11 protein-coding genes and 1 pseudogene are annotated in these 12,668 nt (G+C 69.5%); 3 read left to right on the forward strand and 9 right to left on the reverse strand.

Going from position 1 to position 12,668, the window contains the following annotated elements; translation table 11 throughout:
- Positions 1-6: 6 nt before the first annotated feature.
- The 3 genes and pseudogenes from KHA85_RS11250 to KHA85_RS11260 form a co-directional block, all read right to left on the reverse strand.
- Positions 7-798, reverse strand: a complete 792-nt coding sequence (locus KHA85_RS11250; RefSeq protein WP_213185853.1) for an enoyl-CoA hydratase-related protein — start codon at positions 796-798, stop codon at positions 7-9.
- A 22-nt stretch (positions 799-820) separates the two neighbouring features.
- Positions 821-1,848: pseudogene (locus tag KHA85_RS11255) on the reverse strand (oxygenase MpaB family protein).
- A 6-nt stretch (positions 1,849-1,854) separates the two neighbouring features.
- Positions 1,855-3,351 carry an aldehyde dehydrogenase family protein gene (locus tag KHA85_RS11260; protein WP_213185854.1) on the reverse strand — a complete coding sequence of 499 codons (1,497 nt, stop codon included), beginning with the start codon at positions 3,349-3,351 and terminating at the stop codon, positions 1,855-1,857.
- A 134-nt stretch (positions 3,352-3,485) separates the two neighbouring features.
- Between KHA85_RS11260 and KHA85_RS19455 the strand changes: the two genes are divergently transcribed.
- Positions 3,486-3,707 (forward strand): hypothetical protein, encoded by a 222-nt coding sequence (locus tag KHA85_RS19455; RefSeq protein ID WP_407935067.1) that lies wholly within the window; start codon positions 3,486-3,488, stop codon positions 3,705-3,707.
- Between the two features lie 68 nt (positions 3,708-3,775).
- Here the strand turns inward: KHA85_RS19455 and KHA85_RS11270 are convergent, their stop codons facing one another.
- The 5 genes from KHA85_RS11270 to KHA85_RS11290 form a co-directional block, all read right to left on the reverse strand.
- Positions 3,776-4,024: a hypothetical protein gene (locus KHA85_RS11270; RefSeq protein ID WP_308936932.1), complete on the reverse strand. Its 249-nt coding sequence runs from the start codon at positions 4,022-4,024 to the stop codon at positions 3,776-3,778.
- A 5-nt stretch (positions 4,025-4,029) separates the two neighbouring features.
- Positions 4,030-4,965 carry a carbohydrate ABC transporter permease gene (locus KHA85_RS11275; RefSeq protein WP_131886274.1) on the reverse strand — a complete coding sequence of 312 codons (936 nt, stop codon included), beginning with the start codon at positions 4,963-4,965 and terminating at the stop codon, positions 4,030-4,032.
- 8 nt (positions 4,966-4,973) lie between these two features.
- Entirely contained in the window at positions 4,974-5,960 is a 987-nt protein-coding gene (locus KHA85_RS11280) for a carbohydrate ABC transporter permease (RefSeq protein WP_007627185.1), read from the reverse strand.
- A 100-nt stretch (positions 5,961-6,060) separates the two neighbouring features.
- Positions 6,061-7,329: an ABC transporter substrate-binding protein gene (locus tag KHA85_RS11285; protein ID WP_213185855.1), complete on the reverse strand. Its 1,269-nt coding sequence runs from the start codon at positions 7,327-7,329 to the stop codon at positions 6,061-6,063.
- 240 nt (positions 7,330-7,569) lie between these two features.
- Positions 7,570-8,625: an ABC transporter ATP-binding protein gene (locus KHA85_RS11290; RefSeq protein WP_213185856.1), complete on the reverse strand. Its 1,056-nt coding sequence runs from the start codon at positions 8,623-8,625 to the stop codon at positions 7,570-7,572.
- A 206-nt stretch (positions 8,626-8,831) separates the two neighbouring features.
- On the opposite strand from KHA85_RS11290, the gene KHA85_RS11295 reads away from it, so the two are divergent.
- Entirely contained in the window at positions 8,832-10,973 is a 2,142-nt protein-coding gene (locus KHA85_RS11295; protein ID WP_213185857.1) for a PhoX family protein, read from the forward strand.
- A 154-nt stretch (positions 10,974-11,127) separates the two neighbouring features.
- Here the strand turns inward: KHA85_RS11295 and KHA85_RS11300 are convergent, their stop codons facing one another.
- On the reverse strand, positions 11,128-11,967 hold the full coding sequence (locus KHA85_RS11300; protein ID WP_213185858.1) for an alpha/beta fold hydrolase: 840 nt from the start codon (positions 11,965-11,967) through the stop codon (positions 11,128-11,130).
- A 132-nt stretch (positions 11,968-12,099) separates the two neighbouring features.
- On the opposite strand from KHA85_RS11300, the gene KHA85_RS18315 reads away from it, so the two are divergent.
- Positions 12,100-12,668 (forward strand): MarR family transcriptional regulator (locus KHA85_RS18315; protein WP_272875145.1); only part of this gene is annotated, 569 nt, incomplete at its 3' end.

Genomic DNA, 12,668 nt, shown 5'->3' on the forward strand with positions numbered 1-12,668 from the left:
CGCGGGTCAGGAGAAGTTCGGGCGGCGTTTCTCGAGGATCGAGGACACGCCCTCGGCGAAGTCGGCTGAGGTCAGCAATTCACGCTGGCCCTCGTGCTCGCGGGCCAATGCGGCGTCGAGTTCGGCCAGGGTGGCTCCGGCGACGGCGCGTTTGGTCAGTTCGAGAGCCCGACGCGGCCCGCGGGCGAGCCGGCGGGCGAGCTTGGCGGCAGCCGGCCGGAGGTCCGATGACGGGTGGATCTCCAGGGCGAGTCCGACGTCGCGCGCCTCCGACGCGGAGACCGCATCGCCACGCAGGAGCATCCGCGAGGCGATCGACCGCCCGACGGCCGCCGGCAGCAGCACGCTGGCGCCTCCGTCGGGCATGAGACCGATGTTGGTAAACGCGAACAGCAGGTAGGCGTCCTCGGACATGAGCACGAGGTCGGAGGCCAGCGCCAGCGAGACTCCCACGCCGGCCGCGGGCCCGGTGACCGCCGCGATCACCGGCACCTGCGTGGTGAGCACCGCGCGGACCAGGGCGGCCGCACGATCCATCGTCGCGTCGGAGGTGGGCGCGTCCTCCCCCGCTTCTCTCATCGCCTGCAGATCGGCACCGGTCGTGAACGCCCCGCCCTCTCCCGCCAGGACGATGGCCCGGGTGGCCGGATCGGCACCGTACTCCGTGATGATCTCGACCAGGGCCGTCACGGTGGAGTGGTCGAGCGCGTTCATCCGATCGGGCCGGTTGATACTGATCGTCACCACGCCCGGGTCGTCGTGGTCGACCCTGATCGCGTCGCGTCCGGTGGCGGTCATCGACTCGACTCCTTCGCCTCGATCAACGTGCGGTCCCGCGGCCGGATGGGGCACGCCCCAGGTCCGCGGGCCGGTAACCATCCGGGTAGCCGGGGTACGTCCGGTTCTCGGTCCCGCGCGCGCCCAGTTCCCGGCGACGCACCGGCATCCACCGGACGATCTTCGACCGCGCCCGCAGTGCCCCGTACGCGGCCTCACGGAGCACCGGCGGCTGCCACGGGAACCCGAAGGCGCGGGTCATGTCGTCGTCGATCAGCGACAGCACCACCCGGCGCACCACCGGCCGGACCGCCCGGGGATACCAGGAGCACATGAGGTCGAGGGTGTACGTGCCGATCAGCTCGTTGGTCGGGGCGTACCGCATGGCACGTGACTCGTAATCGTCCCGCCAGCGCCGGAACTCCCCGATGTCCTCGGGGATGTCGGCGATCTTCATCCGCTGACCCACCCCCCCCGGTAGAAGTGGAACGCGGCCAGGCGCTCATGCGGGTGCAGCCGTCGCCACCCGTTCGCATCGATCCACTCCAGCGGTTCGTAGATGAACGTCGACAGCACGTAGAGCATGTCGTCGTTCGTGATGTCGTACCGGGCGTGCTGGCGGTTGATCACCCGCAACGCCTCCTTGCCCCGCGGCGAGTCGTACCCGTGCTCGACGAGCTCCACCATGAGCAGCGCCGTGTCGTCGTACCGCTTCTGCGGGTGGTCGCGAAAGTTGCCCGCCTCCTCCAACACAGCCGACACCGACGGGATGCAGTAGGTCCTGTACAGCGCCAACTCCAGAGCGCGCTGGTAGTCCCACGGGAACTCGTACGTCGCGGTGATGCGGTGGATCTCCGCCGCGTCCGCCACCGGGTCCAACGTCGCGATGAGATCGCGCCAGAACCACCGGCCGGGCGTGAGCGGGACCCGCGCCGTGAGCGGGTGCTCGACCGCCGCGTCCACGATGAGCTCGGCAGGGATGGTTCCGAACACCCCGGGTAGCGCGGGCCGGTCCGGTCCCGAAGTCCTCGTCGTCGTCTCCCCCGTCTTTCCCGGAGCGGTGGCGGTCATGTCACCTCACAGCTTTCCCTGGACATTGGCCAGCATCCATTTGACGATCTTGATGTCGCGCGGCTTGCGCGTCATGGTCATGAGGTTCAGCGGCGCCGAGAACTTCTGCGCGGTGATGGCCTTGGGACGCGCGAACTCACGCAGACCGTCGGCACCGTGGATGCGGCCGAAGCCCGAGTCCCCGGAACCGCCGAACGGCAGAGCGGGGATGCCGGCAAAGGCGAGGAACGAGTTGATCGACACCATTCCCACATCGAGCTTCTCGGCCAGCGCCAGGCCACGCCTGCGGTCGCCGGTGAAGATCGACCCGCCCAGCCCGTAGCTGGTGGCATTGGCCTTCTCCACGCCCTCCTCCAGGTCCACGACCGGGTTGATGACCACGGTCGGGCCGAAGGTCTCCTCCGTGACCGCGCTCGAATCCTCGGGAACGTCGACCAGCACCACCGGCTCGACGAGCTTCTCGCCCACCGAGTCCTCGCCGCCGACGACGGCCTTGCCACCGCGGGATATCGCATCCTCGACGTGCCGGCGGATGATGTCGACCTGCGCCGGTAGCGTCATGGGCCCGTAGCTCGAGGTGATCGAGCTGCCGGGCGTCAGCGCGCGGACCCTGGCGGTGAACTTGCCGACGAACGCGTCCTTGACGTCCTCGTGGACGTAGATCCGCTCGACGCCAGCGCAGGTCTGACCGGCGTTGCCCATCGCGCCGAACACCGCCTGGTCTGCGGCCGCATCGAGATCGGCGTCCCTGTCCACCAACAGCGCGTCCTTGCCGCCCCCCTCGATGACGACAGGCGTCAGTGTCTCCGCGCACGCGGCCATGACCTTACGACCCGTCGCGGCGGAACCGGTGAAGGCCAGCTTGTCGACCCCCGCCCTGCACAGTGCGTTACCCGTCGAGCCGTCGCCGGTGATCGTCTGGATCAGCGGCTGGGACGCCCCGAGCGAATCCCACACCTCGGCGAGCCACACCCCGACACCCGGAGTGAGCTCGCTCGGCTTGAACACGACCGCGTTGCCGGCAGCCATCGCGTAGGACAGGGTGCCCATCGGGGTGAACACCGGGTAGTTCCACGGACCGATGGCCCCGACCACCCCGTAGGGCTGGTACTCGACGTACGCGGCCTGGTTCGCCATCAGCAACCCGGCCGAGACCGCGCGTCGACGCAGCACCTTGTCCGCGTTCTTGGCCGCCCACTCCAGATGGCTGACGGCGAGCATCACCTCCAGCGTCGCGTCCTCGTCCGGCTTGCCGGTCTCAGCGGAGATCAGCGACGCCAATTCCTGGGCGCGGGAGGAGATGGCACGCTTGTACTCCAGCAGCCACGCCCGGCGACCCCGCGGGCCCTGGCCGCGCCACCAGCGCGCGGCGGCCCGCGCCCGCTCCACGGCCAGGCCGACCTCCTCGGGCCCCGCGATCGGATACTCGGCGAGGACGGTTCCGTCGCGGGGGTCCAGGCTCGCGAAGGAGGGTCCCGTCTTGTCGGGCTCGGTGGTGGTCATGTGCGTCTCCCCGGTTCAGATCACATATATTTGATGCAGCGTCAGTGATGTGGGCCACACTAGTGGACCGGGGCGGATCTCGGTACCGGCCCAAGGAATCTCCCGACCGGAACGAGAAGAAGACCCTTCGGCACGTGGCGCGTCACGCCGACACCTGGCACTCGTTCGTCGACGTGGAGACGTACCGCCATGGGTCCGAGGTGCTCGCACGGCACTGCGCGGACGACGGGCGCGACCCGGCCGAGATCGAACGATCCACGGAGATCGGCGGCCCCAGCACCCCTGACGAGGCCCGACGGATGGCCGACGCGCTGCACCCGGAGGGCCCGGCCTCCGCGGATCCGGATTCCGGGTAGCGGACGTGGGCCACAACGGCGGGCGGCCGGCGACAGCCGAGGGCGGAGCCCCGGGCCGGGCACGCCCCTCAGCTCGCCCGGACCGCCCTGTCGACCCGCCGCCACGTGCGGAAGGTGAACCACGAGATGACCAGCATGAGCACCAGGACCAGCGAGGCGAAGATCGACGGTCGCCCGGTGAGGATCAGGCCCACCGCGTTGACCAGCGCGAGCACGGTGAAGAAGGCGACGAACCCGCCGATCACCTCCAGGCGCTGACGGGAGGCCAGCGCGTCCGAGCCACGGCGACCCCGGACCACCCGGTCACTGCGCGCCACGGCGATCAGCTCTTGAGGCCGCCGGCGGTGAGGCCGGAGATGATCCGCCGCTGGAAGAGCAGCACCATGATCACCAGCGGCACGGTGACGAGCGCGCCGGCGGCCATGATCGCCGCGTGCGGCGGGATGTAGGGGTTGACACCGGAGAAGCGGGCGATCGCCACGGTGACGGGCTCGGTCGCGGTGGTGGACAGCTGCTGCGAGAGGATGAATTCGTTCCACGTGATGATGAACGCCAGGATCGCGGTGGTGAACAGCGCGGGCGCCGCGAGCGGCAGGATGATCTTGATGAACGCCTGACCGCGGGTGGCGCCGTCGACGCGGGCGGCCTCCTCGAGCTCCCACGGCAGGTCGTTGAAGAACGACGTCAGCGTGTAGATCGTCAACGGCAGCGCGAACGAGATGTTGGGGATGATGAGCGCCTGGTAGGTGCCGATCCAGCCGATATCGGTGAACAGCTGGAACAGCGGCGTGACCAGGGCGACGCCGGGGAACATCGACGCGGCGAGGATGAGACCGGTGACGAAGAATTTGCCGCGGAAGTCGACCCGGGCGAGCGCGTAGGCGGTGAACACGCCGAAGGTCAGGGCGAGCGCGGTGGTGACGGAGCTGATGATCACCGAGTTGATGATCGCGCCCAGGAAGTTGTTGCCGCCGTCCGTGGACAGTGCCTCGCGGAAGTTGTCCAGCGTGACGTTCGACGGCAGCGGGCTGGCGGAGAACACGAACCTGTTGTCGCGGAACGCCGTGACGAGCATCCAGTAGAAAGGCGCGAGTCCCCAGATGAGGATGAGCAGGGCGCCGACGTAGGTGCCCGCGGTGCGGCCGAGGGGCTTGCGCGGGGGCTTGAGGTCCCGGTCGTCGGGACGTCGGTGGGGGCCGGAGGTCGACGACGACGAGGTGGTCGTCGGCGTGGCCGGCGAGGTGCTGTGGTCAGGCACTCGGTGGCTCACCGGATCTCCTCCTTCTTGCCTGTGCGATCTTCCACGACGTTCGCGCCGAGGAACTTCACCATGATGTACGCGACGGCGAAGACCAGCAGGAACACGAGTGTCGAGATCGCGGAGGCGCTGTTGAAGTTGCCCATCCTCATCTCGTTGACCACGAGCATCGACACGGTCGCGGTGGGCGAGTTGGAGTTCGCCGAGACCAGGATGACGGGCAGGTCGTACATGCGCAGCGCGTCGAGCGTGCGGAACAGGATCGCGACCATGAGCGCGGGCCGGACCAGCGGCAGGGTGATGCGGACGAACTGCTGCCACCGGGAGGCGCCGTCGACGCGGGCCGCCTCGTAGACGTCCCCGGGGATCATCTGCAGTCCGGCCAGGATGAGCAGGGCCATGAACGGCGCGGTCTTCCACACGTCGGCGACGATGATGGCCACACGGGCGTAGAAGGGGTCGGTGGTCCAGGCGATGTTCGTGCCGAGGATCGTGTTGGCGATGCCGTTCGGGTCGAAGATGAACGCCCACAGCTTGGCGGTGACGGCGGTGGGGATCGCCCAGGGGACGAGCACCGCGGCCCGCAGGAGGGAGCGGCCCCAGATGCTCTTGCCCATGATGACGGCCATCGCGAAGCCGAGCACGGTCTCGAGCGAGACCGTGGTGACCGTGAAGAACAGGGTGTTGCCCATGGCGGGCCAGAAGTCGGTGGCCGAGACGCCGTCGGGGCAGGTGACGGTGCCGCCGCCGGGGGCCGGGCAGGCCTGCGTGAGCCAGTAGAGGTAGTGCTGGAAGCCGGCGAACCCGCCGGAGGTGAACATCCCGGTGGCGGGGTCGAGCCCGCGGTCGGCCATGAAGGACAGGTACACCGCGCGGACGATCGGGTAGCCGATCACCACCGCGAGGATGATCAGGGCGGGGCCCACCATCCACACCGGTCGCCAGTCGAATTTCTTCGCCACCAGTGGAGCCTGGGACTTCTCGCTCGTCGTCATCTCGCCGCTTCCTCGCCGGGTGCGCCACACCCTGTCACGGAGACCGCTGGGCCCCGGGCTCGCACCCGGGGCCCATCGGCCGTTGTTCAGAGAGGGCCCGTCACTGAGCCTGTTCGATCGCGGCGCTCATGTCGGTGAGCGCCTGCTCGACGGTCTTCTCGCCCTTCAGGGCCGCGAAGGTGTTGTCCTGGATGGCCTTCGACAGAGCCGGGTAGAACGGCGAGACCGGGCGCGGCTCGGCGTTGTCCAGGGCGGCCTTGAGGGCCTCCATGTACGGGAACTGCTCCTGCAGCGCGGCGTCGTCGTAGATCGAGGACAGCACCGGCGGGAAGGACTCCTGCGCGAAGCCCATCTGGACGTCCTCGGAGATGAGGAACTCGAGGAACGCCTTGGCCGTGGCCTTGTTCTCGGAGTAGACGTTGATGCCGTTGTTGTAGCCGCCGAGCACGGACTTGCCCGGACCGTCCGGGCCGAGGATCGGCGCGACGTCGAACTTGTCCACGACCTCCGAGGTCGGGTCGGTCTGGCCCGAGTCGTACATGTACGGCCAGTTGTAGGCGTACATGGTGCGGCCGCCCAGGAAGGCCTGCGCGGTCTGCTCCTCCGTGAAGCTGTCTGACTTCATGGCGATGACGTCGTTCTTGTACGCGTCGACCAGGGCCGTGAGGCCGGCGCGGGTCTCCTCGCTGTCCAGCTCGGGGGTCTGGCCGTCGTCGCCGACGATCCTGCCGCCCCAGCTGTGGATGAACTGCGTGGCCGCGACGGTCAGGCCCTCGTACTGCTTGAGCTGCAGGTTGACGCAGTCGATGGCGGCCTCGACGGCAGCGCCGCAGGACTCGACGAGCTCGCCCCAGTTGGCGGGGGCCTCCGGCTGCAGGTCGGTGCGGTAGTAGAGCAGCTGCGCGTTGGTGTTCTGCGGCACCGCGTAGAGGGTGTCGTTGTAGGTCGCCGAGTCGACGGCGGCCTCGATCAGCCCGCTGGTGTCGACCTCGGTCTCACCCTCGATCGGCTGGAGCCAGCCGTTGGCCGCGAAGTACGCGGTGTCGGTGACGTCGAGCGCGAACACGTCGTACTCGCCGCTCTCCGTCTGCAGCGACTGCACGAGGGTGTCGCGCTGACCGTCCTGCTCGGCGGGGAGCTCGTGGAGGGTGACCTCCTGGTCGGGGTTCTCCGCGTTCCACTGTTCGATGACGGGGCGCAGCTTGTCCGTGTCGTTGCTGCCCATCGCGAAGGTGATGGGGCCGACGCCGGAGGTGCCGGAGCTCGCCTGTTCGCTGTCCTCCCCGCCCCCGGAGGAACAACCCGCGGCGACCACCGCGACGATGGAGGCGGCCGTCGCCGCCTTGAGGAACCTGCCGTGAACGGCCATGCGCTCTCTCCTACTGTCGTGTCTCGACTCCCGTCGGCGCGCGCCGAGGGGCAGCTGATCGACGTCGACTGTGACGCGGATCTCACTGAGGACCTGCTGAGCGTAACCCACACGACGGCGGCGGCGCGGGACCACGGCGATCATCGGCCGCGTCGCTCGCTCCCGCCGTCACGTGGGGTTCACGCAGGCGAGGTCACAGCGTTAACTGTAACAACAACAGATGTTGCGCCGCTTGACGGTTCAGCGGAGGCGGTCGCCGGTCTCCACGTCGAAGAAGCGCACCTCGCCGTCGAGCGCCTCGAGGTACACGGTGTCGCCCTTGCGCGCGTGCTCGCCGGACCCGGCGCGGTACACCACGGGGTGGCCGTCGGCGGTCGAGCAGTGCAGGTAGCTGTCCGCGCCGAGCTCCTCCACCAGCACGACCGTCACCTGCAACCCGTGACCGTCCTCGGCGATCCGCAGGTGCTCGGGCCGCACGCCCACCGTGACCCGCGGACCCGACCCGGCCGGCACCGGCTCGCGGAAGCCCTCGAGGCCCACCGCCCCGTCGGCCACGGGCGCCTCGAAGAGGTTCATCGACGGCGAGCCGATGAACCCGGCGACGAACGCGTTGACCGGGTTGTTGTACAGCTCCCGCGGGGTGTCGACCTGCTGGAGCACCCCGTCCTTGAGCACCGCGACGCGGTCGCCCATCGTCATGGCCTCGACCTGGTCGTGGGTCACGTAGATCATCGTGGTGCGCAGGTCCCGCTGCAGCTTGGCGATCTGCGCACGCGTCGCCACGCGGAGCTTGGCGTCGAGGTTGGACAGCGGCTCGTCCATGAGGAAGACCTGCGGGTTGCGCACGATCGCCCGGCCCATCGCCACACGCTGCCGCTGACCACCGGAGAGTTCCTTGGGCTTGCGGTCCAGGTACGGCACCAGGTCGAGCATCTCCGCGGCGGTCTGGACCCGCTCGGCGATCTCCTGCTTGCTCGCCTTGGCCAGCTTGAGCGCGAAGCCCATGTTCTCGCGGACCGTGTAGTGCGGGTACAGCGCGTAGTTCTGGAACACCATCGCGATGTCCCGGTCCTTGGGTTCCGTGCCGGTGACGTCCTTGTCGCCGATGAGGACGCGGCCGGCGGCCACGTCCTCGAGACCGGCGAGCGCGCGCAGGGTGGTCGACTTGCCGCAGCCGGAGGGCCCGACCAGGACGAGGAACTCGCCGTCGGCGATCTCCAGGTCCAGCCGGTCCACGCTGCGCCGCGCGGCCCCGGGATAGACGATGGACACGTTCTCGAAGGTCACCGAGGCCATGAGCGGGTCTTTCCCTTCACCGGCAGGAACGTGCCGGACGATCCGAGATAGAGGGTGGACACGACGACTGTAGCGGCCCGCGCCGGAGTTCACCGGCACTGCGCCCACAGTTCATCCGGACGTTCACCGGGCGCGTCCGTCCGGTGGTTCTGCGCACCTAGCGTCACAGCGTCCGTTGAGCCGTAGATGTCTTCAGGGAGACTCGAATGTCCGTCCGCCGCCTGCTTCCGATCGCCACTCCGGGGATCTCCAACCGCCAGCACGTGACCTGTGTGTACAAGTGTGGAGACCAGTGCGCCGCCCCGGTGCCGAACACCTCCGACAACGCCTACTTCGGCGACATCGCCACCGAGATCAGCCGCCGCGGGGCGCTCAAGGCCGCGGGCGTCGTGGCGCTGGCGGTGGGGGCCGCGCAGGCCCTGCCCGCGACCGCCGCCGCGCAGGGTTCCGGCACCACCGGTTCGCTCGGGGCCACCGGCTCGACCGGCGGCGCCACGATCGACACCGGCTTCACCCCGGTCGCGCCCAACAAGGCCGACGCTGTGACCGTCCCCGAGGGCTACTCCAGTGACGTCGTGATCCGCTGGGGCGACCCCGTGCTGCCCGGCGCCCCGGAGTTCGACTTCGAGAACCAGACCGCGGCCGCCCAGGCCATGCAGTACGGCTACAACTGCGACCTCGCCGTGATGTTCCCGATAGACGACCGCGACGGCCGCTACCTGCTCACCGTCAACCACGAGTACACCACCGAGCCCACGATGTTCCGCGGCTACGACTCCGCGGACCCGACCCGTGAGCAGGTCGAGATCGCCTGGGCTGCACACGGGCTGACAGTGGTCGAGCTGGCTACCCGCGCCTCCGACGGCGGCCTCGACCCTGTCATGGGCTCCTACAACCGGCGCATCACCGCCACCACCCCGTTCGAACTGCGCGGCCCCGCCGTCGGTCCCCTCACCCGGACCACCGCCGACCCGACCGGCACGCGCGTCCGGGGCACGCTGAACAACTGCGCGGGCGGGCACACCCCGTGGGGCACCGTGCTCTCGGGCGAGGAGAACTTCAACCAGTACTTCGGCACCTCCGGTTCGGTCGACACCGAGCGCCGCGCGCAGCTGAGCCGCTACGGCATCAGCGTCTCCCCCTCCGGCCGCCTGTGGGAGCGGTTCGACGACCGCTTCGACCTGGCGAAGGAGCCCAACGAGGTCAACCGCTTCGGCTACGTCGTCGAGGTCGATCCGTGGGATCCCGACTCGACGCCGGTCAAGCACTCGGCCATGGGCCGCTTCAAGCACGAGGGCGCGAGCATCCACGTGACCGCCAACGGGACCGTCGTGGCCTACTCCGGTGACGACGAGCGCTTCGACTACCTCTACAAGTTCGTCTCCAGCCGCCGGATCGTCCCCGGCAACACGCGGGCGGCGCGCGCCGAGAACATGCGGATCCTGGACGAGGGCACCCTCTACGTGGCCACCTTCTCCGGCAACTCGCCCGCGTCCGAGATCGACGGCTCGGGCACGTTGCCGTCCGACGGCGCATTCGACGGTTCCGGCACCTGGATCCCGCTCATAACCGTCAACGCCGACGGCAAGGCCGTCTCGCACGTCGACGGCATGACGCCCGAGCAGGTCGCCGTGCACACGCGTATGGCCGGCGACAAGGTCGGCGCCACCAAGATGGACCGGCCCGAGGACGTGGAGCCCAGCCCGACCACCGGCAAGGTGTACATGGCGCTGACCAACAACTCCCAGCGCGGCGGCACCGGCCGGGCCGCGGCCGACGAGGCCAACCCCCGGCACAACAACAAGCACGGTCAGGTCGTGGAGATCACCGACGACCACGAAGGCACCACCTTCGGCTGGAACCTGCTGCTCGTCTGTGGTGATCCCGCCGAGGCCGATTCCTACTTCGGCGGCTTCGACAAGTCCAAGGTCAGCCCGATCTCGTGCCCGGACAACGTCGCGTTCGACCCCGCCGGCGGACTGTGGGTGTCGACGGACGGCAACGCACTCGGCTTCAACGACGGCCTCTACTCGGTGGCCACCGAGGGGCCGAACCGCGGCGAGACCAAGCTGTTCCTCACCGTCCCGATCGGGGCGGAGACCTGCGGTCCGCTGGTGTTCAAGGATCGCGCGATTGTCAACGTCCAGCACCCGGGCGAGATGGACGGCGCGTCGATCGAGAACCCGGCCTCGCACTGGCCCGATGGCGGCGACTCCCAGCCGCGTCCGTCGACGGTCGTGGCCTGGCGCGACGGCTTCTCCGGCGGCACGGGCTCGCTCGGCTCGGGTTCCCTGGGCGGGGGTTCCCTGGGCTCGGGGTCGCTGCCGATGGGCTCGCTCGGCCGCTGACCCCGCCGCGCCCCGGAGCGTAGGCCTCTGACCCTGCGCACCGGGGCGTAGGCCGCCGTCGAGAAGACCGTTTCGCACATTTCCACTCGGACAATGCGGGGCAAACGCTCTTCTCGACGGGCCGGCGGACAGGCGGGCAGGCGGGCGGCGCGGCTTACCGCCCGGCGGGTGCGCCCGCGTTCGCGACCGCCGGTGCCGCGCCCGCGTACGCCAGTCCGCGCTCGGCGCAGGCCGCGATCGACGCGGCCACGCCCTCGGGGTCGTCGGACATCGGCACGTGCCCGTCGGCGGTGATCTCGACCTTCGCCTGCGGGAACAGCCGCGTGGCGAGCTTGATCTGACCGACCGGCAGGACCATGTCGAACCGGCCCCAGCGGATGGTGATGGGGAGGTTCTCGTCGACGGGCGCGGAGAACAGGAAGGTCCGGCGGTCGGCCCGGTCCAGCACGGTGTTGGACACGATCGCCTCGCTGTCGATCGCGGCGGCCTCGGCGGGGTACCGCCACGGGCGGGCGCAGAACACCGCCATCATCACCGCGCGTCCGGCGGCCCGCTCGGTGAGGGCGGGGATGTGCCGCCCGAGTCTGCCGGCCGCGCGTCGGAGGCTGCGGAAGACGGTGATCGTGTAGCGCCACTCGGCGTGCGAGCGGAAGAACCCGGCGGGCGAGAGCGCGGTGACGCTGCTGGCCAGCCCGCGCGCGCCGAGTTCCAGCGCGAGGAAGCCGCCGAGGGAGTTGCCGGCGATGTGCGGCCGCTCGCCGGCCGGGACGACCGCCTCGATCAGGTCGACGAGCTCACCGACGAAGTGGTCGAGCACGTCCCCGGCGTCCGGCAGGTCGGCGGAGCGTCCGTGTCCGGGCAGGTCGACGACGACCACGCGGAACCGGTCGGCGAGCAACGGGACAACGGCGTCCCAGGCGTGCGCGCGGTGGCAGACGCCGTGGATGAGGACGATGGTCGGTCCGGACCCGGTGATCTGGTGATACAAACCCATGCCGTCAGTGTCCACCACCACACGCCGCCCCACCAGTGCGTCGACGTGACGCCCCACGACGGGAGAGGAAGGGCTTACATTCGGTGCCGCGAGGCTTCCGGGGGGGGAGCCGGTCTCGAGGGGGCTGGGGTCATGGTGACGACGACGAGGGAACCGGACACCGGTGAGGTCGGGCCCGCTCTTGGTCTCGCCGAGCAGTTCCGGCCGATCCTCCTCCGGCTGGACCTGCTGGTCCGTCGGCAGAGCACCCAGTACGCGCTGAGTAGAGCGCAGACGTCGATTCTGCACACCCTGGCGTGCCACGGGCGGTTGCGAATGACGGATCTCGCCCGTCTCGAGAACGTGCGGGTGCCGACCACCAGCAACTCGGTGAGCGTCATCGAGGCCATGGGGTACGTCGAGCGCGAGCCCGACGAGTCGGACCGGCGTGGTGTCTGCGTTCGTCTGACGGACCTGGGCCGTGCGCGCATCGAGCAGGTGCTGGCCGACCGCGACCGCGACTTCGCCGAGTACGTGCACGATGTGCGCACGGCCCAGGTCAGTGTCGCGTACCCACACCACACGCCGGTCCGCGTCGGGTGCCACGCGCTCGACGTACCCAAAGGCCTCGACGACGTTCACCGGGCTGCGCGAGGTAGCCCCCAGCACGTTCTCGAAGCGGTGGCCATTCGTCGCTCTCAACTGCCGCGGGCTCTGGAGGG

It is taken from the genome of Dietzia massiliensis, assembly GCF_018390595.1.
GTDB classification, from domain to species: Bacteria; Actinomycetota; Actinomycetes; order Mycobacteriales; family Mycobacteriaceae; genus Dietzia; species Dietzia massiliensis.